The organism is Streptomyces sp. 17_S59 (genome assembly GCF_056930295.1).
This window is the reverse complement of sequence record NZ_JBXOWD010000001.1, coordinates 2240135-2261286: the sequence shown is the minus strand read 5'-3', so window position 1 is coordinate 2261286 and position 21152 is coordinate 2240135. Positions and strand designations below refer to the sequence as shown.

Genomic DNA, 21152 nt, shown 5'->3' with positions numbered 1-21152 from the left:
GGCGCCCTCGCCGCCGTCAGGCGGCCGCCGCGTCGGCCGCCTGGGCCTTGAGGGCGCGCTCCACGCCCGCGCGGGCCTCCGTCACCAGGCGGCGCAGTGCCGCGTTCGGCTCGGCCGAGGCCAGCCAGGCGTCGGTGGCCTCCAGGGTCTCCTGGGAGATCTCCAGCGACGGGTAGAGGCCGATCGCGATCTGCTGGGCCATCTCGTGGCTGCGGTTCGCCCAGACGTCCTTGACCACGGCGAAGTACTTCTCGGCGTAGGGCGCGAGCAGCTCGCGCTGGTCGGCCTGCTGGAAGCCGCCGATGACCGACTCCTGCACCGCGTTGGGCAGCTTGTCGGAGTCGACGACCGCCGACCACGCCTCGGCCTTTGCCTCGGCCGTCGGGCGCGCGGCCCGCGCGTACGCGGCGTGCTGCTCGCCCGCGGAGGTCTTGTCGCGCTCCAGCTCGGCGGCGATGGCCTTCTCGTCCGCCCGGCCCGTCGCGGCGAGCCGCGTCAGCAGGTCCCAGCGCAGCTCGGTGTCCACGGCCAGGCCCTCGACGGTCTCGGTGCCGTCCAGCAGGCCCGCCAGGAGGTCCAGCTGGGCGTCCGTGCGGGCGGTCGCGGCGAACGCCCGCGCCCACGCCAGCTGGTGGTCGCTGCCCGGCGCCGCGGCGCGCAGCTGCTCCAGCGCGGCCTCGGTCCACTTGGCGAGGCCGGTCGGGCGCCAGCCGGGCGCGGCGTAGACCTCGAGGGCGGTCTTCACCTGGCGGTGCAGGGACTGCACGACGCCGATGTCCGACTCCTTGGCGACGCCCGAGAGCACCAGGTCCAGGTAGTGGCGGGTGGCCAGCTCGCCGTCGCGGGTCATGTCCCAGGCGGAGGCCCAGCACAGGGCGCGGGGGAGGGACTCGGTGAAGTCGCCGAGGTGGGCGGTGACGTTCCTCAGCGACTCCTCGTCGAGACGCACCTTGGCGTACGACAGGTCGTCGTCGTTGAGCAGCACCACGGCCGGGCGGACCCGGCCCGTCAGCTGCGGCACCTCGGTCAGCTCGCCGTCGACGTCCAGCTCGATGCGGTCCTTGCGGACGAGCTTGCCGTCCTCCAGCTCGTACAGGCCGATCGCGATGCGGTGCGGGCGGAGGATCGGCTCGCCCTTGGCACCGGCCGGGAGGGCGGGGGCCTCCTGGCGGACGGCGAAGGAGGTGATGGTGCCGTCGTCGTCGGTCGTGATCTCCGGCCGGAGGATGTTGATGCCGGCCGTCTCCAGCCACTTCTTCGACCAGGTCTTCAGGTCGCGGCCGGAGGTCTCCTCCAGCGCGCCGAGCAGGTCGGACAGGCGGGTGTTGCCGTAGGCGTGCTCCTTGAAGTACGCCTGGACGCCGGTGAAGAACTCGTCCATGCCGACGTAGGCGACGAGCTGCTTGAGCACGGACGCGCCCTTGGCGTACGTGATGCCGTCGAAGTTGACGAGCACGTCGTCCAGGTCGCGGATGTCCGCCATGATCGGGTGGGTGGAGGGCAGCTGGTCCTGCCGGTAGGCCCAGGTCTTCATGGAGTTGGCGAACGTGGTCCACGAGTGGGGCCACTTGCTGCCCGGCGCGTAGGCCTGGCAGGCGATGGAGGTGTAGGTGGCGAACGACTCGTTCAGCCACAGGTCGTTCCACCACTCCATGGTGACCAGGTCGCCGAACCACATGTGGGCCAGCTCGTGGAGGATGGTCTCCGCGCGCACCTCGTACGCGGCGTCCGTGACCTTCGAGCGGAAGACGTACTGGTCGCGGATGGTGACCGCGCCCGCGTTCTCCATTGCGCCCGCGTTGAACTCCGGCACGAACAGCTGGTCGTACTTGGCGAAGGGGTAGGTGTAGTCGAACTTCTCCTGGAACCAGTCGAAGCCCTGCCGGGTGACCTCGAAGATGGCGTCCGCGTCCAGGAACTCGGCCAGCGACGGGCGGCAGTAGATGCCCAGCGGGACGCTCTGCCCGTCCTTCTCGTAGCTGCTGTGCACCGCGTGGTACGGGCCGGCGATCAGCGCGGTGATGTACGTGGAGATGCGGGGCGTCGGCTCGAAGCGCCAGACGTTGTCCGCGGGGCGCTCCGGCGTCGGCGAGTTGGAGATGACGGTCCAGCCCTCGGGCGCCTTCACGGTGAACTGGAACGTCGCCTTCAGGTCCGGCTGCTCGAAGGAGGCGAAGACGCGCCGGGCGTCCGGCACCTCGAACTGCGTGTACAGGTAGGCCTGGTTGTCGACCGGGTCGACGAAGCGGTGCAGGCCCTCACCGGTGTTGGTGTACGCGCAGTCGGCGACGACCTTCAGCTCGTTGCGGCCCGCCACGAGGCCCGGCAGTGCGATCCGGCTGTCCGCGAACACCTCGGCGGGGTCGAGGGCGGTGCCGTTGAGCACGACCTCGTGGACGGCCGGCGCGACCAGGTCGGCGAAGGACTCCGCGCCCGCCTCGGCGCAGTCGAAGGTCACGGTGGTGACGGAGCGGTAGGTGCCGCCCTCCTGCGCTCCCGAGAGGTCGAGGTCGATCTCGTACGCGTCCACGGTGAGCAGCCGCGCCCGCTGCTGCGCCTCTTCGCGGGTCAGGTTCGTTCCGGGCACCAGGCATCTCCTCAGCTTCGGCATCGCGACTTTCCGCCATCCTTCCACGCACTCGCGGTCCGTGGCGGTCCGTACGCTGACGGCGGAGGGCGCCGGTACGCGAAGGGGCCGGGCACCCGTCCGGTGCCCGGCCCCTGCCGCCGTTGCGCCTGCGGCCGGCCTGTGGTCAGCCGCGCAGCTCGGCCGCGACCAGCTCCGCGATCTGGACGGCGTTGAGCGCGGCGCCCTTGCGGAGGTTGTCGTTGGACAGGAACAGCGCGAGGCCGTTCTCGACGGTCTCGTCGACGCGGATGCGGCCCACGTACGAGGCGTCCTTGCCGGCCGCCTGGAGCGGGGTGGGGATCTCGGACAGCTCCACGCCCGGGGCGTCCTTCAGCAGCTCGTAGGCGCGCTCGACGCTGATCGGACGCTCGAAGCGGGCGTTGACCTGGAGCGAGTGGCCGGAGAAGACCGGGACGCGGACGCAGGTGCCGGAGACCTTCAGACCCGGGATCTCCAGGATCTTGCGGGACTCGTTGCGGAGCTTCTGCTCCTCGTCGGTCTCGAAGCTGCCGTCCTCGACGATCGCACCCGCGAGCGGGAGCACATTGAAGGCGATGGGGCGCTTGTAGACGCCGGGCTCGGGGAACTCCACGGCCTCGCCGTCGTGCGTCAGCTCGGTGGCGCGGTCGGCGACCTTGCGGACCTGCCCGTCCAGCTCGGCCACGCCGGCCAGGCCGGAGCCGGAGACCGCCTGGTAGGTGGTGGCGACGAGGGCGGTCAGGCCCGCCTCCTCGTGCAGCGGCCGCAGCACCGGCATCGCGGCCATGGTGGTGCAGTTCGGGTTGGCGATGATGCCCTTGGGACGGTCGGCGATCGCGTGCGGGTTGACCTCGGAGACGACCAGCGGCACCTCGGGGTCGCGGCGCCAGGCGGAGGAGTTGTCGATCACGACGGCGCCCTGGGCGGCGACCTTCTCGGCCAGGGCCTTCGAGGTGGCGCCGCCGGCGGAGAAGAGCACGATGTCCAGGCCGGAGTAGTCGGCGGTGGCGGCGTCCTCGACGGTGATCTCCGTGCCCTCCCAGGGCAGGGTCGTACCGGCGGAGCGGGCCGAGGCGAACAGGCGCAGCTCGGTCACCGGGAATTTGCGCTCGGCAAGGATGTTGCGCATGACTGCGCCGACCTGACCGGTGGCTCCGACGATTCCGATCCTCACGAGGGCTCCCTACTCACGTTCAGCACGTATGTTCTACGACTGCTGACCTGGCTCTACGGTTCCATCATGCGGGTGGACCCGGCCCAAAAGTCCAATCCATTGTCCGAAGGACGGACGGGGCCGGCGCCCGTACGGATGCCGGCCCCGCCTTCCCGTCGTGCCGGACCTGCTAGGACACGACCTTCTCGATCTTCACGCCGCCGGTCCCCACGACCGTCCCGGCCGCGTTGACCAGCTGGACGGAGCCGAAGAAGGTGCGGCCCTCGGGGGCCGCACCGGCGGCCACGACCTGGGCCGTGAGCTGGGCGGACCCGCCCGCGCCCAGCTTGACCGCGTGGGCCTCGTCGACCTTGACCTCGCCCAGCGAGGAGGCGAGGTAGACGTCGCGGTAGTCGTAGGCGGTGGAGCCCGCGGGCACCGAGTAGCCGGTGACCTCGACCGTGTAGGTGCCGGCTGCCGGGTTGACCAGGCTCACCAGCTCGTCCGAGCCGCCGTTGGCGGAGGTGCCCACCGCCTTGCCGTCCTTGTAGACCGTGAGGTCCAGGTCGGCCTTGGGGTCGGCGGTGCCGCCGATGACGGCGTCGAAGCGGGTGACGCCCTCGCCGAGGACGACCGTGGTGGTCTGCTTCTCACCCTGCTTGATCACCGGACGGGTGATCTTGGAGGAGCCGAGCGGCCCGCCCTTGAGCGTGCCCTCCAGGGCGGCGAAGTCGTTGGTCGCCTTCCAGGTGACGGCGGCCGGGGTGCCGGCCTTGACTTCGGGCAGCGTCTGGAGCGCCGGGTCGAAGGTGGCGCCCAGGGCCGTGGCCGTCAGCGTGTAGGGGTTGTCCAGCAGCGGCGAGGTGCGGCGGGACTCGACCTCGATCTCCCAGACGCCCGGCAGCGGGTTCGCGTACGAGCGCAGGTCCGGGCGGCACTTGTTGTCCGGGTTCGGGTAGTTCGGGTAGCACATCGGCGTGGAGGTCGGGTCGACCGGGACGCCGTACGGGTTGATGGCGATGAACCGGGTCTGGCTGCCCGCCTTCAGGCCGCCCAGCGCGACCTCCAGGGCCTTCGCGCCCTTGGGGACGTTCACGAAGTACGAGGTGGTGGCGTTGCGCTGGACCGAGGCGGTCTCCTTGACCACGTAGGACGGCTGCGCCAGCGGCTGGGAGACGATCACGGTCGCCAGGATCTGCTTGTCGATGCCCTCGGTGCGGTCGTCGTCGACCGTGAGGATCGCGCTGTGGATGCCGGCGCTCTTCGCCTTGGCCTTGACCTTGACGGTCACCGGCTTGTTCAGCGGCAGCTTCACCTCGTCGTCACCGGCGAGCTTGAACGTGCCGTCGTTGTTCTGCCACTTCAGCTCGTGCCACACGGGCTTGTCCGGGCCGGAGGTGCGGGTGATCACGACGTCGTACGTCTTCGTCTCGCCCGCCTTCAGGCCGCCCTCGCGGTCGTAGATGCCGGTGCCGAAGCCGGGCGTCTTGAGGGAGCCGGACAGGGAGGTGGAGACGGGCGCCTTGACCGTGTAGTCGTGGGCGGTGGCGCCGTGGCGCAGCTCGTCCCAGGCGTCCTCGATGTTGATCAGGCCGGAGCCCTGCTCGTACGCCTGGAAGCCCTTGATCTTCTTCGCGGTGCTGGTGAGCGCGGTGCGCAGGTCGGCCGGGGTGAGCTTCATGCGCTTCTGCTTGGCGGCCGAGATCAGCAGCGCCGAGGCGCCCGCGGCCTGCGGGGAGGCCATCGAGGTGCCCTGGAGCATGCCGTAGCCGGGCGGCAGGTCGTAGCCCGACTCGGCGACGGGGGCCCCGGGCTCCCAGGTCGGGGTGGTGTTGACGGACGCGCCCGGCGCGGTGATCGTCGGGGTGAAGCCGCCGTCCTCGCGCGGGCCGCGGGAGGAGAAGGGCATCATCGCGTACTTGGTCTTCACCTCGGAGCCGTAGTTGGCGGCCCAGGTCTCCTTGGAGACCGAGGCGCCGACGCTGATGACCTTGTCGGCCAGGCCGGGGTCGCCGATGGTGTTGACGCCGGGGCCGCTGTTGCCCGCGGAGATCACCAGCTGGACGCCGTAGGTGTCGATGAGGCGGGTGTACAGCTCGGAGCGGGCGTTGTTGCCGTCGTTGAGCGCGGGCAGGCCGCCGATCGACATGTTGACGATGTCGACGCCGTGGTTGACCACGAGGTCGATCATGCCCTCGGTGAGCGCCACGTTGGTGCAGCCGCCGGACCAGGTGCAGGCCCGGGAGGAGACGATCTTCGCGCCGGGGGCCGCGCCGTTCATCCTCCCGCCGAAGAGGCCGTTGGCGGAGGTGATGCCCGCGACGTGCGTGCCGTGCTCGGACTCGATCACGCCGATGCTGACGAAGTCGGCCTTCTTGCCGACCCAGTCGCCGCCCTTGGGGTCCATCGGCACGTCCTTGCGGATCTGCACCGTGAACGGGATGCGCTCGGCGATCGGGGTGTCCGGGTTGTCCTTGCCGAAGTACCCGACCTGGAAGCCGTCCTTGTACGGCTTCATCTCCTCGTCGTTCGAGAAGTCGCCGTCGTCGTTCAGGTCGACGCGGACGGTGCCCTTGGCCTTGTCGTAGAGGACGGCCCAGGAGTCGGTGGTGGTGTTGTTGCGGTTGAGGTCGCCCTTCATGTCGCCGCCCGCGGTGACGCTCTCGCGGAAGAGCGCGACCTGGTACGTGCCCGGGCCGGGCGCCGTGTAGGTGCGGCCGTTGAAGGAGAAGCTGGGGCCGGAGACGTCGGTGGTCATCGGCAGCCAGGTGCCGTCGCCGTCCGTGAGCGGGTCGGTGGCGGTGACCCAGTCGACGATCTTGCGCTCGCCGGTGCTGGTCTTCTGGAGGGCCGGGTGCGCGATGTCGACGCCGGAGTCCAGGATGCCGATGGTCACGCCGCGGCCGTCGGCCTGGGGGTGGTCCTCGACGAAGTCGACGGCGCCGGTCTCGAAGGCCGGCTGGTACGGGTTCTTCGCCGGGGTCTGCTTGCCGGGGGCCGGGTACTTGCGGTCCTTGGCGAGCTGCGATCCGCCCTGGACGACGTCCGCACGCGGCGTCGGGTCCGGAAGCCTGATCTCCTGCTTGAGGTCGATGCCGTGCACCGAGTCGAGCTTCTTGGCCGCATCGATGGCGGCGTCGGCCTTGTCGGTGGGGACGGTGACCCGGACGTAGCCGAGCTTGTCGAAGGACTCGCCCACCGAGGCGCCCCGGATCGCGTCCAGCTTCCCCTTGACCTGGCCGGTCTGCCCGGGGGCGGTGGCGATCATCATGGTGACGGTCTTGTCGCCGTCGGCCTTGGCGTGGGCGAGGAGGTCCGCGTCGTGCGAACCGAGCTTGTCCGACGGGGACTTCACGGGGCCGGAGCCGGCCGGGGTCACGTTCCAGCGGTCGTCCGCGAACGCCTGCGCGGCGCCCGCGGCGGTGAGGGCGGCGACGAGCCCGGCCGCGACGGCTATTCGGGCCGTCCGTCTTGCGCCGTCGCGCGGCGCCTTCCGGGGTTCGGGGGTGGGGGTCATGAACATCCTGACTGAAGTGATGTGCCGTCAATGAGTGGGCAACGACGACGTGTCCGGAATCCGGAACCTGTTGACCGATCACTTTCATGGAAGTGACGGGGGTTTGGGGAGAGTTGTCAGGGCAGGAACATAAGGATGGCGTAAACCCGCCACTCGCCACGCGGGAGGAAGCAGGACGGACTCCGTGAAGCGGTCAGGGGAATTCACGCAGCTCAGCGCCTGTACGACAAACGGACTAGAGGGCTGACCCGGGTGACCGGCCCCAGGGTTCCCTCGCGGGTGAACGCTGAGTGAGCGTCAGCGCTCCAGGGGACGAGTGGTGTATGTCAGTTCGCAGTAGCCAAGATCCATGTGAGGTGATCGGCGGCGACCGTTGCGGCCCTGTTCACGCCCAGGTCATTCACGCTGCCAACGATTCCTGCTGACAGAGCCCGCCGCCCGTTCGCCAGACCGCCTGCCTTCGCGTTCGCACCGGGGAGACCGCCATGCTTCGCAGATCCCGCAGAACCGCAGCCCAGAGCCTCGACCGCCGTACGTTCCTGGCCGCCGCGGGCGCCGTCACCACGGCCACCGGGCTCGGCCTCGCCGTCGGCACGGGCGGTGGCGAGGCCGCCGCCGCCCCCGCCGACCCCGTCCCCGGGCCCGCCGCCGGAGCGGCGGCCCCGGCTACGGCGGAGACCGCCGCCCCCACGGGCGCCGGCACCACCCTCGCCTCCGTCGCCACCCCGCGCGGCTCCGGCGGCTACCGGCGGCTCGGCGACGGGCCCGGCTGGCCCAGGATCGTCCGGGCCGACCTGGCCGAGGCCCGCAGCGGCCGCGAGGACCGCCGCACCACCCTCGCCTCGTTCGTGCAGTTCACCGACCTCCACCTGACGGACGTACAGCACCCGCTGCGCTACGAGTTCTTCCGCGCCGGCGACCCCGGCGGCTGGCGGCCGCACGAGGCGCTGACGCTGCCCGGCGTGGTCTCCCTGGTCGAGCGCGTCAACAAGCTGCGCCGCGGGCCCGCCACCGGCACCCCGTTCTCCTTCGTCGTCACCACCGGGGACAACGGCGACGAGAACGCGAAGATCGAACTGGAGTGGTTCCTCACCGCCCTCAGCGGCGGCCGCATGGACCCCAACACCGGCGACCCGCACCACTACGAGGGCGTCCAGGACAGCGGCCTCAAGCTCTACTGGCACCCCGACAGCGCCCTGCGCGACCAGGACAAGCAGCTGGGCTACCCGCGCATCAACGGCTACCTCGCCGCCGCCTGCCGCCGCGTCACCAGCCCCGGCCTGAACATCCCCTGGTACTCCACCTTCGGCAACCACGACCTGCTCTCCGGCGGCTGCTACCCGGCCGTGGGCTCCTTCATCACCGACGTCTGCGTCGGCAACAAGAAGCTCCAGTACATCCCGCCCGCCGAGGCCAAGTGGCTGATGGAGGGCGAGGCCGGCGGCGTGGACCCCAAGGGCAAGCGCATAGAGGCGATGCTCAAGTCCCACCGCAAGGAGATGCGCACGGTCACCCCCGACCCGCGCCGGGTGCCGCTCACCCCGCGCCAGTACGTGGCCGCGCACCTCGACCCCAAGCACGCCGGCCGCGGGCCCGTGGGCCACGGCTACACCCGCGCCAACCTCGACTCCGGCAACCTCTACTACACCTTCCGGGTCGCCCCCAAGGTCCTCGGCATCAGCCTCGACTCCACCGACCCCGGCGGCCACTACCAGGGCTCCCTGGGCACCCCCCAGCTCGAGTGGCTGGACCGCACCCTGAAGGAGCACCGGGACGAGTACGCGCTGGTCTTCAGCCACCACCCGAGCTGGAGCATGAACAACACCACCCCCGACCCGGCCCGCCCGGACGACAAGCGGCACGGCGGCGACGAGATGCTGGCCCTCCTCCAGCGCCACGACAACGTCCTGGCCTGGATCAACGGCCACAGCCACCGCAACCGCATCCGCCCGCGCGGCACCTTCTGGGAGATCTCCACCGCCTCGCACGTGGACTACCCGCAGCTCGCCCGCATCATCGAGATCACGGACAACGGCGACGGCACGATCTCCCTGTTCACCACCCTCGTCGAGTCCGCCGCCCCCCACCGCACCGACTTCCACGACCTCTCCCAGACCGGGCTCGCCTCGCTCTACCGCGAGCTGGCCTTCAACGCCCCCGGCTCGGACACCTCGCTCACCGGCGACCCCACGGACCGCAACACCGAACTGATCCTCACCCGGCGCTGACGGGGTCTCACCTCGGCAGGACGACGACATAGGCAGTGGGCTCGTGGTCGGCCGACGCCACCAGCGCGGTGCGCACGACCGCGGCCTGCTGCTCCAGGGCCTCCGCGTCACGCAGCTTCCGCGGCGTGACGCGGACCACCATGATGCCCAGCCGCTCCAAGTACTCCAGCTTCCGCGAGCGTTCGGACCACGGCACCGCCTCCTCCTCGCCCGGACCCCGCGTGTCCAGCTCCAGCGCCACCGCGTGGTCCGGCCAGTAGGCGTCCACGCCCCCCAGGTACGGGCCGCCGGGCAGCCGCAGGTCGACGTTCCACAGCGGGGCGGGCAGCGCATGCTCGCGCACCATCTCGTACAGCCGCCCCTCCGCGACCGCCCGGCCCTCGGCCAGCAGCGCGTCGACGGCCTCCGCGACGTGCGGCCGCAGCAGCAGCCGGGCCCGGGTCAGCTCCCGCACCAGCGCGGCCGGCTCGCAGTGCCTGCCCCGCACCGCCTCCGCCAGCAGCCGGCGGGCGGCCGCCGAGTCGGTCAGCTGCGCCACGGCGTCGGCGACCGCCCGGGCCGCCGGGGCCACCGGCACCCCCGTCAGCAGCGCCGGGCGCGGCAGCTCCTGCGCCCGCACCACCCGCGCGAAGCCCGCCGAGCGCAGCCGCCGGGTGCGCGGCACCAGCACGTCGATGCGGTCGAGGGAGAGCAGTGAGGGCACGGAGGTGAAGCGGTACAGGGCCAGCGCGGCCGCCCCGGTGATCATGGCCCGGCCGTACGGCTCCGCCGCCGCGTCGCGCGCCCCGGCCGGGCCCGGCTGGGTCGGGATCCCGGTGCGCGGGAGCGTGTACATCAGGGCGGCGTGCAGCCGCTCCTCGCTCGTGGCGGGCCCGGTGTGGAGCAGGTAGACGCCGGGCAGCAGCTGCTGCCAGGGGCCGCCGGGCCGGCAGCGCTCGGTGACGGTGGCGCCCGGGACGCCGTGCTCGCGCAGCCGGCGGGTGGTCATGACGCGGTGCCGGACGTCGGAGAGGTGGTAGAGGGGGCGCGGGGAGAGGGGGGTGTCGGAGTTCATGCCCCGACCGTTCCCGCTCCGCGGCCGCCCCCTAACCGCTGTTACGCGCCCGTCGGCAAATCAGGACAACGCGCTCCCAAACCAGCGCCGTTGACACGGATTCGCATCGGAACTGCATCGGATCAGGCCGTAACCCGGGCCGCGGAACGGGGCGTTCCCCGCACCGCGGCCCGATCGTCGGCCGCGTCGGAGGTCAGGCCGTGGCCGCCTTCGTGTCGCACTCCTGGGCGCGCAGCGCCCGCGCCAGGTCGTCCCGGGCCTCCAGCACCAGCCGCCGCAGCGCCGGGGCCGCGTCCGGGTGGGTCTCCAGCCAGTCGTCCGTGGCCGCCAGCGTCCGCGGGTCGTCCTGGAGCATCGGGAACAGCCCGCGCACGACCGCCATGCCGATCTCGATGGACCGCTCGCGCCAGACCCGCTCGATCACCTCGAAGTAGCGCGCGGCGTAGGGCGCCAGCAGCTCCCGCTGGCCCGGCTGGTCGAAGCCCGCGATGGTGGCCTCGGCCAGCGCGTTGGAAAGCGCGTCCGAGTCCACGACCGCCGCCCACGCCTCGGCCTTGACCTCGGCCGAGGGCCGGGAGGCCAGGCAGCGCACCTGGTGCCGCTTGCCGGAGGCGGTGTCGTCCCGGGCCAGCTCGGCGGTGAGCACGGACTCGTCGGCCGCCCCCTGGGAGGCGAGCGCGAACAGGAACGTCCAGCGCAGCTCCTGGTCGACGTCCAGCCCGTCGATCCTGGCGGTGTCGTCCAGCAGCCCGCGCAGCAGCCGCAGGTCGCCGTCGTCGCACGCGTGGGAGGCGAAGAACCGCGCCCAGGCCAGCTGGTGGCCGCTGCCCGGCTCGGCCAGCCGCAGCTCGCGCAGCGCGCTGTACGCGAGCTCCCGGCCGGCGCCCTCGCGCCGCTCCGGGGCCGTGTAGTGGATCAGTGCCCCGGTGGCCCAGGCCTGCACCACCTGCAGCACGCCGATGTCGGTCTCGGCGCCCGCGAAGCGCTGGACCAGCTCCAGGTAGTCGCGGGCGGGCAGCAGCCCGTCGCGGGTGAGGTTCCACAGGGCCGACCAGCACAGGGCCCGCGCCAGCGGGTCGGTGAGGTCGCCCAGGTGCTCGCGCAGGGTTGCCAGCGAGCCCTCGTCGAAGCGGATCTTGCAGTAGGTGAGGTCCTCGTCGTTGACCAGGATCAGCTCGGGCCGCTCGGCCCCGGCCAGCTCGGCCACGACCGTACGGGGCCCGGTGACGTCGACCTCGGCACGGGCGTAGCGCAGCAGCGGGCCGCCCGGCTCCTCACGGCGGTAGAGGCCGACGGCCAGGCGGTGCGGGCGCAGTTCGGGGTGCTGCTCCGGCGCCTCCTGGAGGATCGCCAGCTCGGTGAGGCGGTCGGCCGCGTCGTAAACCGGCAGCGGGGTCAGCGAGTTGACGCCCGCGGTCTCCAGCCAGGAGCGGGACCAGGCGGCCATGTCCCGGCCGGAGGTCTCCTCCAGCACCCGGAGCAGGTCGGCCAGGCGGGTGTTGCCGTAGGCGTGCCGCTTGAAGTAGCGGCGGGCGCCCTCCAGGAAGGCGTCCCGGCCCGCGTAGGCGACCAGCTGCTTGAGCACCGAGGCGCCCTTGGCGTAGGTGATGCCGTCGAAGTTGAGCTTGGCGTCCTCCAGGTCGTGGATGTCCGCCGTGACGGGGTGGGTGGAGGGCAGCTGGTCGGCCCGGTAGGCCCAGGCCTTGCGCTGGTTGGCGAAGGTGACCCAGGCGCTGTCGAAGCGGGTGGCCTCCACCTGCGAGAAGGAGCCCATGAAGTCGGCGAACGACTCCTTGAGCCACAGGTCGTCCCACCACTCCATGGTCACCAGGTCGCCGAACCACATGTGCGCCATCTCGTGCAGGATGACGTTGGCCCGGCGCTCGTACGACGACTGCGTCACCTTGCCACGGAAGACGAACTCCTCCCGGAAGGTCACGCAGCCCGGGTTCTCCATCGCCCCGATGTTGTACTCCGGCACGAACGCCTGGTCGTACTTGCCGAAGGGGTACGGGTAGTCGAAGTGGTCGTGGAAGAAGTCCAGGCCCTGCTTGGTGACGGTGAAGATGTCGTCGGCGTCGAAGTACCGGGCCAGCCCCTTGCGGCAGAGCGCGGCCAGCGGGACGTCCAGGACGGTCCCGTCGGCGAAGGTGCGGCGGTAGTGGTCGCGGGCGACGTGGTACGGGCCGGCGACGACCGCCGTGATGTACGTGGAGATCGGCTGCGTGGGCACGAAGCGCCAGGTGACGGAGGCGTCGTCCACCGGCTCGGGCTCGCCGTCGCGCTCCCCGTTGCTCAGCACCGTCCAGTCCGAGGGCGCGGTCACCGAGAAGGTGAAGGGGGCCTTGAGGTCGGGCTGCTCGAAGTTGGCGAAGACCCGGCGCGCGTCGGCGGGCTCGTACTGGGTGTAGAGGTAGACCTCGCCGTCCTCGGGGTCGGCGAAGCGGTGCATGCCCTCGCCGGTCCGGCTGTACGCGCACTGGGCGTCGACGACCAGGACGTTCTCGGCGGCCAGGCCCTCCAGGGCGATCCGCGAGCCGTCGAAGACGGCCTTCGGGTCCAGCTCCCGGCCGTTCAGGGTGACGGCGGTGACCGCGGGGGCGACCAGGTCCGCGAAGCTGGTGGCCCCGGGCTCGGCGCAGCGGAACCGGATCGTGGCCACCGAGCGGAAGGTGCGCGGCTCCGGGCCGGGGCCCGTGTCCGGCGCCACGGCGGACCGCAGGTCGAGGGCCACGTCGTAGGCGTCCACGGTCAGCAGCCGGGCCCGTTCCCGGGCCTCCTCGCGGGTCAGGTTCTCACCGGGCACGACGCGGCTCCCTCGTTGTCGTCTCTTCTTCTTCGTCTCGCATTTCGAACACCAGGAATCATGGCACGGGGGTGCTTGTTGAATCGCTGACTGTCCGGTTCTGCAGAGGAGATTCGCGTGACCGCGGAGAGAGTGACCGCCGACTTCTGGTTCGACCCCATCTGCCCGTGGGCCTGGATGACCTCGCGCTGGATGCTGGAGGTGGAGAAGGTCCGCCCCGTGGACGTGCGCTGGCACGTGATGAGCCTCGGGGTGCTCAACGAGGACAAGCTCGACACCCTGCCGGAGCAGTACGCCGAGGCCATGCGCCCCGGCGGCCCGGCCTGGGGCCCGGTGCGGGTGTGCATCGCGGCCGAGCAGAAGCACGGCGGCGAGGCGCTGGGCCGCCTCTACACCGCGCTGGGCACGCGCCTGCACAACCAGGGCCTGCCGCGCACGCGCGAGACGATAGTGGCCGCGCTGGAGGAGGCCGGGCTGCCCGCGTCGCTGGCGGACGCGGCGGACTCGGACGAGTACGACAAGGCGCTGCGCGTCTCCCACGCGGAGGGCATCGACAAGGTCGGCCAGGAGGTCGGCACCCCGGTCATCGCCGTGCCGGGCCCCGACGGCGCCGAGGTCGCCTTCTTCGGCCCGGTCGTCACGCCGGCCCCGAAGGGCGAGGCGGCGGCGAAGCTGTGGGACGGCACGCTGCTGGTGGCGGGGACGCCGGGCTTCTACGAGATCAAGCGGACGCGGACGGTTGGACCGATCTTCGACTGAGGGCCGGGCCGGGGCCCTGCGGGGCTTTCCCCACCCCGCCCCTTCCCGAAAGTCCTCAAACGCCGGACGGGCTGGATTTCCAGCCCGTCTGGGGGCACCTCCTGGGGGCACCCCCAGCGGTAGCTGGGGGAGGTAGCTGGGGGAGTTTGAGGACCGGGGGTCCGGGGGCAGAGCCCCCGCCCTGCGGCGGAGCCGCATATCGGATACAGCGGGAAGGGGCGGGGTGGGGAAAGGAAAACGCCCGTCACCCGACGAGCGAGCCGGAACAAGCTCCATTAATGTCCCGGTATGGACCAGACCGACCTCTCCCGGCCACTAGGCCGCACCGGCGGCTGGGCCGAAGCCGAACCCCCCTGCCCCAACGCCGCCTACGCCGAGCTGCCCGTACGCCCGTACGACCTCCTGACACTCACCCTCTGCCGCGCCCTCCCCCCGCTCTGGTCCCGCCTGGGACTCCGCAACGCCGCCGCCACCCTGCGGCACTACCTGCGGGCCACCGGTTCCCCCTACCGGGTGGACGCCGAGGCGCTGCTGGCCCTGCCGGCCGTGCGGGCGGCGGCCGACGCCCAGCTGGAGCGCTGGCGCGCCGAGGCGCTGGAGCGGTGGCGCGCCGGCCCGGGCGGCGGCGGCCCGGCCGCCTACCCCGCCGACAGCGGCTGGCGCGACGTGCACTTCACCCGCAGCGTGAGCAAGGACTGGTGGCTCGCCCTGCGCTGCGCGGAGTTCCGGCTGACGGGCACGGTCCGGGTGGACGCCGGGGGCAGAGCCGCCGTGGACTACCGTTTCGCCGTGCAGAAGGCGTGGAACTTCGACCGCGGGGCGTCGGAACTGGGCGTGCCGTTCACCCCGTTCGCCCGGTTGCACGAGACCGGGCTGGCCCGGGAGTTCACGGTGACCGGCGAGGCCTTCGGGCACGCCTGAGAGATGCGGAGAGGCCCCCGCGCGATGCGACCGTGCGGGGGCCTCTCCGTGCCTGCCGCGTGAAGGGTGAGAAGACGATCACGAGCAGGCGGTCCGGGGCGGGTGCCGGCGGGGTGGTACCGGCGTGCGGGTCAGGGCGCCAGGATGATGGAGCTGCCCTTCTCCTTCGCCGCCAGATAACGGGCGTTGACGTCCTGCCAGTTGACGACCGCCCACATGGCCTCGATGAAGTCCACCTTCTGGTTCTTGTACTGAAGGTAGAACGCGTGCTCCCAGGCGTCGAAGACCAGGATCGGCACCGAGCCCTGGCCCACGTTGCCCTGGTGGTCGTAGACCTGCTCGACGATCAGGCGGCCGCTGACCGGCTCGTAGGCGAGCACGCCCCAGCCGGAGCCCTGGGTGGTGGCGGAGGCCTTGGTCATCTGGGCCTTGAACTTGGCGAAGGTGCCGAAGGACTCGGCGATGGCGTCCGCCAGCTCGCCCACGCCGTCCTTGCCGAGCGGCTCGCCGCCACCGTCGCCCGACATGTTCTGCCAGTAGATGCTGTGCAGGATGTGGCCGGAGAGGTGGAAGGCCAGGCTCTTCTCGAGGCCGTTGACGGCGCCCCACTGGTCCTTGTCCCGCGCCTCGGCGAGCTGCTCCAGCGTGTCGTTGGCGCCCTTGACGTATGCCGCGTGGTGCTTGTCGTGGTGCAGCTCGATGATCTTCGCGTCGATGACGGGCTGCAGAGCCGCGTAATCGTACGGGAGTTCGGGAAGTGTGTAGATGGCCATGCCGAGCCCTCCGACTGCTTACTGCAATGCTTCTTGCAATGAATATGCAAGAAGAAGCTACCAGCAAGTGCGTCAGAAACGCGGTCCCGGGGGCGGGTCTCCGACCAAAGACCGAGGCGGGGTAGGTCCTGAAGATCAGGACCTACCCCGCCTCGGGGAGCAGAGCGATATGGAGCGATGCCGGAGTGTCAGCTTCCGGTTGTGGCCGAGCCCTTTGCCGCCGCCAGGCGCTGGCGCACGAACCCGATCGCCACGAGGGCGATGGTCATGCCGCCCGTGAAGTACAGCTGGAGCCGGGTCTCGTCCTCGCGCAGCATCAGGGCCAGCACACCCAGGATGCCCAGCAGCGCCACCCAGGTCAGGTACGGGAAGAGCCACATCCGCACGATCAGCTTGTCCTGCGGGATGCGGCGCCGCATCATCAGCTGGGCCACGGCGATGAAGGCCCAGACCACCAGCACGGCCGCGCCGACCATGTTGAGCAGCCACTTGAAGACGGTGGACGGCCACCAGTAGCTGAACAGCACCGCGAGGAAGCCGAAGGCGGCCGAGGCGACGACCGCGAAGCGCGGCACGCCCCCGTTGACCTTGGCGAGCACCTTGGGGCCCTGGCCGCGGGAGACCAGCGAGTAGGCCATGCGGGAGGCACCGTAGATGTTGGCGTTGACCGCGGAGAGCAGGGCCACCAGCACGATCACCTTCATGATCTGCCCGGCCGCGGGGATGTCCAGGTGGTTCAGGACGGCGACGTAGGGGCCCTTCTCGACGACCGACTTGTCGTCCCAGGGGATCAGGGTGACGACGACGAGCATCGAGCCGATGTAGAAGAGGCCGATCCGCCACATCGCGGTGCGGACCGCGTTGGCCACGCTCTTCCGCGGCTGCTCGGACTCGGCGGCCGCGATGGTCACCGTCTCCAGGCCGCCGTAGGCGAACACGGAGGCCAGCAGGCCGACCACGAGGCCGTCGACGCCGGTGGGGAAGAAGCCGCCGTTGCCGGTGAGGTTGTCGGTGCCCGGGGCGTCCGTACCGGGCAGGACGCCCACGATGGCGAGGATGCCGAGAATCAGGAAGATGCCGATCGCGGCCACCTTCAGGGCGGCGAACCAGAACTCGAACTCGCCGAAGTTCTTCACCGCCGCGAGGTTCGAGCCGGTGAACACGGCCATGAACAGGGCGACCCACATCCAGGAGGCGGTGCCCGGGAACCAGCTGGTCATGATGGACGCCGCGCCGATGGCCTCGGCGGCGACGGCCACACACAGCAGGGTCCAGAACACCCAGCCCACGGCGAAGCCCGCCCAGGGGCCTATCGCGCGTTCGGCGTGCACGGAGAAGGAGCCGGAAGCCGGGTTGGCGGCCGACATCTCGCCCAGCATGCGCATCACGAGCATCACCAGAAGCCCGGATGCCGCATAGGCCAGCACGATGGACGGACCTGCCGCGGCGATGCCGGCGCCGGAGCCGACGAAGAGGCCGGCGCCTATGACGCCGCCGAGGGCGATCATCGACAGGTGGCGCTGCTTGAGGCCGTGCGACAGTGCGGTTCCCTCGTCGGCGATCGGTGTCGCCACGGTGGTGCCGGATGCCGGCGGGGACGGTATACCAGTCATGTTCGTGTGCGCCCCGTTGGATGAGTGCGGAAAAGTTGCCTCAGTGTGGGGGCCAGCATTGCTCAGGACAACACCCTGAACAGAGGTGTCCGATATACGGACGCTCGGACCACTGTCCGTGCCTGACATGTCGCCACATACGAGTCCGTGTCAGGGGCCGTGATGTGGTCGTGATGTGGCCACGATGTGCCGCGACGAGGCTGAATCGCGGCCATTTCGCGGCCGAACCGTGTCGAAGGACGTCCGACGGGTCGGGCGCACCGACCCGTCGGGCACCCTCTAGGAGCTGCGCCCGGCCCGCCGGTCCCGGAGTTCCCGGAGCCCCGCGACCGCGAGCACCGCGGCCGTCGCCCCCGCCGACCACATCAGCTGCGGCCGGGCGTCGCGGTCCGTCAGCATCAGCACCAGGACGCCCGCCATGCCGGCCAGCGCGGCCCAGGTCAGATAGGGGAAGCACCACATGCGCAGGGTCAGCGCCCCGGGCATCTCGCGCTCGATCCGGCGCCGCAGCCGCAGCTGCGAGGCGGCGATCAGGCCCCAGACGAAGAGGAGCACCGCGCCCACCGCGTTGAGCAGATAGCGGAAGATCGAGTCGGGCCACTCGAGGTTGAGTATCACCGAGGCGAAGCCGAACGCGACCGAGGCGAACACCGCCCGCCGCGGCGTCCCGCCGCCCGAGACCTTCAGCAGCGCGCGCGGCGCCTCGCCGCGCTCGGCCAGCGAGAAGATCATCCGGGACGAGCCGTAGAGGTTGGCGTTCAGCGCGGACAGCAGCGCCACGAACACCACGATGTTCATGATCTGCCCGGCCCCGGGCACCCCGATGTGGTCCAGGACGGCCACGTACGGGCTCTTCCCCGCCTGCATCGAGGACCAGGGCAGAAGGGTGACGATGACGAGCATCGAGCCGACGTAGAAGAAGAGGATGCGCCACACCGCGCTGCGCACCGCCCGGCCCACGGCGCGCGCCGGGTCGTCGGACTCGGCGGCGGCGATCGTGACGACCTCCAGGCCGCCGAAGGCGAAGACCACCGCGAGCACTCCGGAGATCACCCCGGACCAGCCGTTGGGCAGGAAGCCGCCCTGGCCGGTGAGGTTCGTCATGCCCACCGCGTGGGTGTCGGGCAGCAGTCCGAAGATCGCCAGCAGGCTCAGCGCCAGGAAGAGGACGATCGCGCCGACCTTGAGGGCGGCGAACCAGAACTCGAACTCGCCGAAGTTCTTCACCGCCGCGAGGTTCGCTGCCGTGAAGATGATCATGATGCCCAGTACCCAGGCCCACTGCGGGACCGAGGGCGCCCAGTCATGGGCGATCTGCGCGGCGCCCGTCGCCTCGACGGCGAGCACGACCACGAGCAGGAACCAGTACAGCCAGCCCACCGTGAACCCGGCCCAGCGGCCCAGCGCCCGCTCGGCGTGCACCGAGAAGGCGCCCGAGGCGGGCAGCGCCGCCGACAACTCGCCGAGCATCCGCATGACCAGCATCGCGAGCGCGCCCGCGATCAGGTACGACACGATGATGCCCGGGCCCGCCACGGAGATCCCGGCGCCCGAGCCGACGAACAGCCCGGCGCCGATCACGCCGCCCAGCCCCAGCATCGTCAGGTGGCGCTGCTTGAGTCCCGAGGCAAGCGGCTCTCTCTCGCCGGCGAGGGACTCGGCGGCGGGCTGTGCGTCGGGCATGGGGCTCGCTCTCTCGGGGTCGGGCGAAGCGCACAAGAGCGCAAAGGTGCAAATAGTGAAGACCAGGTTCCCCCGGCCGGGCGGTCGGGGCCAAGCCGCATCGGCTTTCTCGTGACGAGCATCACGTTTCCACCGTCAATCGCAGCTAACGGGTGCACACGCGCTCGGAACCCGCCAAGCCCGGCGGCTCTCCTTTGTCACTGCCGTCCGGTGCCGGTGGGGTGACGCTCGGCTAACGTCGGGCTGTTCTCAATCTCTTGTCCGATGTCCACCTCTCACCTCGCGGAGTACCGATGGCCACCGCCGCTGCCCCCGCCACCCGGACCGGTACGGTCCTCGCCGACCTGCTCCCCGCTTCCTCCGCCGGACGGGCCCGGGTCCGCGACGCGGCCCTGATCCTCGGCGGTGCCGCGCTCACCGGCATCACCGCGCAGATAGCGGTCCCGGTCCCCGGCTCCCCGGTCCCGGTCAGCGGCCAGACCTTCGCCGCGCTGCTGGTCGGCACCGCGCTGGGCGCCCGCCGCGGCTTCCTCTCCCTGGCCCTGTACGCGGTCGCGGGCGTCGCGGGCATGCCGTGGTTCGCCGAGGCGCGCTCCGGTGCCGCGTTCCCGTCCTTCGGCTATGTGCTGGGCATGCTGCTGGCCGCGACGGTCGTGGGCGCGCTGGCACGCCGCGGCGCCGACCGCTCGGTGCTGCGCACGGCGGGCACGATGGCGCTGGGCTCCGCGATCATCTACGCGGTGGGCGTGCCGTACCTGGCGCTGGCGACGCACATGTCGCTGTCGCAGGCGGTGGCGGTGGGGCTGACGCCGTTCCTGATCGGCGATGCGCTGAAGGCGGCGCTGGCGATGGGCGCGCTGCCGACGGCGTGGAAGCTCCTGGGCGCGGAGCGCCGCGGCTAGGAGCCCTGCGGGGCTGTTTCCCCACCCCGCCCCTTCCCGTAACCGGGGGCTCTGCCCCCGGACCCCCGGTCCTCAAACTCCCCCAGCTACCGCTGGGAGGTGCCCCCAGACGGGCTGAATTTCAGCCCGTCCGGCGTTTGAGGACACCGCGCGAAGCGCGGTCCCGGGGTCTGGGGCGCAGCCCCCCGCGCGGCGGAGCCGCAAATCGATACAGCCGGGAAGGGGCGGGATCGGGGAAAGGAACCACCCCCAACCGCCTCAGCGTTGCCGCCGCCCCGACAGCCAGATCCCCGCGCCCCCGGCAATCAGCACAAAGGCCCCCACCGCGCTCGCGAAGAGCACCGTGGACGACGCCCCCGTCCGCGCAAGCTCGTCATCGTCATCGTCGTCACGGTCGTCATCCGAATCCGAGTGCCGCTTCGGCGGCGTGCTCGCCGCCCCGCTCGGGCTCCGGCTCGGCCCGTGGCTCGGGCTGGGACTGCCCGCACTCGGCGACGCAGTCGCAGTCGCACTCGGCGAAGACGAAGCCGTCGCACTCGGCGACCCCGACGGAACATTCTTCGTCCCCAGCAGCAACGGCGTATCCGGCGCATCCGAACTCGTGTCCGTCGTCCCGAAATGCACCGGCCCCTGCTGCCACAGCAGCGTCTTGCCGTCCGCCAGCGTCACCGGCAGGCAGATCCGGCCCGTCGTCCTCAGGTCGAACGTCGCCGCCACCCGATAGCTGCGGCTCTGCCCCGCCCCCAGCTTGTCGATGTCGCACGAGAATCCGCTGTTCGAGCCTTCCGGTAGTTGCCCGGCCGGGATCGCCGTACAGCCCTCCACCGAACTGATCCGCATTCCGTCGAAGCCGACGACCTTCAGCCGGATCGGCCCCGTCTCCTTGCTCTCCCCATTGCGGACCGTGGCGGTCAGACTGGTGTTCCCCGATTTCTTGTTCACCGATATCTTCCCGGGCAGTTCCGTACTGACCCGGTAGCCGGCCGGAGCGCTCGCCGCCGGGCTGCCCCCCTGGCTGCTGCCCGGCGTCGGCTCCGCGGCGACGGCCGCCGCACCAAGCGGCAACGCCAGCAGCGCAAGCACTGCCGTCACAACCGCCGGCGCCCGGAGGTGCATTCGCCGAACCCTTCGGAAC

The 21152-nt window shown here is 71.2% G+C and carries 13 protein-coding genes; 4 read left to right on the top strand and 9 right to left on the bottom strand.

The genetic code is table 11. The features are described from left to right. Positions 1-16: 16 nt before the first annotated feature. The 3 genes from pepN (AC1Z4A_RS10015) to AC1Z4A_RS10005 all read right to left on the bottom strand — a co-directional run bounded on the left by pepN (AC1Z4A_RS10015) (position 17) and on the right by AC1Z4A_RS10005 (position 7278). Positions 17-2587, bottom strand: a complete 2571-nt coding sequence (gene pepN, locus AC1Z4A_RS10015) for an aminopeptidase N (RefSeq protein ID WP_483677535.1) — start codon at positions 2585-2587, stop codon at positions 17-19. Between the two features lie 166 nt (positions 2588-2753). After that, entirely contained in the window at positions 2754-3782 is a 1029-nt protein-coding gene (locus AC1Z4A_RS10010) for an aspartate-semialdehyde dehydrogenase (RefSeq protein ID WP_483677534.1), read from the bottom strand. Between the two features lie 169 nt (positions 3783-3951). Beyond that, positions 3952-7278, bottom strand: a complete 3327-nt coding sequence (locus tag AC1Z4A_RS10005) for a S8 family serine peptidase (protein WP_483677533.1) — start codon at positions 7276-7278, stop codon at positions 3952-3954. A gap of 485 nt (positions 7279-7763) precedes the next feature. On the opposite strand from AC1Z4A_RS10005, the gene AC1Z4A_RS10000 reads away from it, so the two are divergent. After that, entirely contained in the window at positions 7764-9506 is a 1743-nt protein-coding gene (locus AC1Z4A_RS10000; protein WP_483677532.1) for a TIGR03767 family metallophosphoesterase, read from the top strand. 7 nt (positions 9507-9513) lie between these two features. On the opposite strand, the gene AC1Z4A_RS09995 is transcribed toward AC1Z4A_RS10000, so the two are convergent. Continuing rightward, positions 9514-10560, bottom strand: coding sequence for a hypothetical protein (locus AC1Z4A_RS09995; protein ID WP_483677531.1), 1047 nt, complete (start codon positions 10558-10560; stop codon positions 9514-9516). 193 nt (positions 10561-10753) lie between these two features. Further along, positions 10754-13366 (bottom strand): aminopeptidase N, encoded by a 2613-nt coding sequence (pepN, locus tag AC1Z4A_RS09990; RefSeq protein ID WP_483677530.1) that lies wholly within the window; start codon positions 13364-13366, stop codon positions 10754-10756. 117 nt (positions 13367-13483) lie between these two features. Here pepN (AC1Z4A_RS09990) and AC1Z4A_RS09985 point away from each other — a divergent pair, with 117 nt between their 5' ends. Together AC1Z4A_RS09985 and AC1Z4A_RS09980 are read left to right on the top strand one after the other, a co-directional pair. Further along, complete coding sequence (locus AC1Z4A_RS09985; RefSeq protein ID WP_483677529.1) at positions 13484-14125, top strand: mycothiol-dependent nitroreductase Rv2466c family protein; 642 nt, start codon at positions 13484-13486, stop codon at positions 14123-14125. A gap of 288 nt (positions 14126-14413) precedes the next feature. Further along, positions 14414-15046, top strand: coding sequence for a hypothetical protein (locus AC1Z4A_RS09980; RefSeq protein ID WP_483677528.1), 633 nt, complete (start codon positions 14414-14416; stop codon positions 15044-15046). Between the two features lie 131 nt (positions 15047-15177). On the opposite strand, the gene AC1Z4A_RS09975 is transcribed toward AC1Z4A_RS09980, so the two are convergent. From AC1Z4A_RS09975 to AC1Z4A_RS09965, 3 genes are all read right to left on the bottom strand, one after another. After that, positions 15178-15819: a superoxide dismutase gene (locus AC1Z4A_RS09975; RefSeq protein WP_483677527.1), complete on the bottom strand. Its 642-nt coding sequence runs from the start codon at positions 15817-15819 to the stop codon at positions 15178-15180. Positions 15820-16007: 188 nt separating this feature from the next. Continuing rightward, positions 16008-17432: an amino acid permease gene (locus AC1Z4A_RS09970; RefSeq protein ID WP_483677526.1), complete on the bottom strand. Its 1425-nt coding sequence runs from the start codon at positions 17430-17432 to the stop codon at positions 16008-16010. 279 nt (positions 17433-17711) lie between these two features. Then, entirely contained in the window at positions 17712-19115 is a 1404-nt protein-coding gene (locus tag AC1Z4A_RS09965; RefSeq protein ID WP_483677525.1) for an amino acid permease, read from the bottom strand. A gap of 293 nt (positions 19116-19408) precedes the next feature. Here AC1Z4A_RS09965 and AC1Z4A_RS09960 point away from each other — a divergent pair, with 293 nt between their 5' ends. Further along, a complete protein-coding gene (locus tag AC1Z4A_RS09960) occupies positions 19409-20017 on the top strand; it encodes a biotin transporter BioY (RefSeq protein ID WP_483677524.1) in 609 nt (202 codons plus the stop codon). 258 nt (positions 20018-20275) lie between these two features. Here the strand turns inward: AC1Z4A_RS09960 and AC1Z4A_RS09955 are convergent, their stop codons facing one another. After that, positions 20276-21133 carry a hypothetical protein gene (locus tag AC1Z4A_RS09955; RefSeq protein WP_483677523.1) on the bottom strand — a complete coding sequence of 286 codons (858 nt, stop codon included), beginning with the start codon at positions 21131-21133 and terminating at the stop codon, positions 20276-20278. Positions 21134-21152: the final 19 nt, after the last annotated feature.

Coding starts and splice junctions, on each gene's coding strand:
- AC1Z4A_RS10005 (WP_483677533.1), bottom strand. CDS start 7,278: ATGACCCCCACCCCCGAACCCCGGAAGGCGCCGCGCGACGGCGCAAGA.
- AC1Z4A_RS10000 (WP_483677532.1), top strand. CDS start 7,764: ATGCTTCGCAGATCCCGCAGAACCGCAGCCCAGAGCCTCGACCGCCGT.
- AC1Z4A_RS09995 (WP_483677531.1), bottom strand. CDS start 10,560: ATGAACTCCGACACCCCCCTCTCCCCGCGCCCCCTCTACCACCTCTCC.
- AC1Z4A_RS09980 (WP_483677528.1), top strand. CDS start 14,414: ATGGACCAGACCGACCTCTCCCGGCCACTAGGCCGCACCGGCGGCTGG.
- AC1Z4A_RS09975 (WP_483677527.1), bottom strand. CDS start 15,819: ATGGCCATCTACACACTTCCCGAACTCCCGTACGATTACGCGGCTCTG.
- AC1Z4A_RS09970 (WP_483677526.1), bottom strand. CDS start 17,432: ATGACTGGTATACCGTCCCCGCCGGCATCCGGCACCACCGTGGCGACA.
- AC1Z4A_RS09965 (WP_483677525.1), bottom strand. CDS start 19,115: ATGCCCGACGCACAGCCCGCCGCCGAGTCCCTCGCCGGCGAGAGAGAG.
- AC1Z4A_RS09960 (WP_483677524.1), top strand. CDS start 19,409: ATGGCCACCGCCGCTGCCCCCGCCACCCGGACCGGTACGGTCCTCGCC.
- AC1Z4A_RS09955 (WP_483677523.1), bottom strand. CDS start 21,133: ATGCACCTCCGGGCGCCGGCGGTTGTGACGGCAGTGCTTGCGCTGCTG.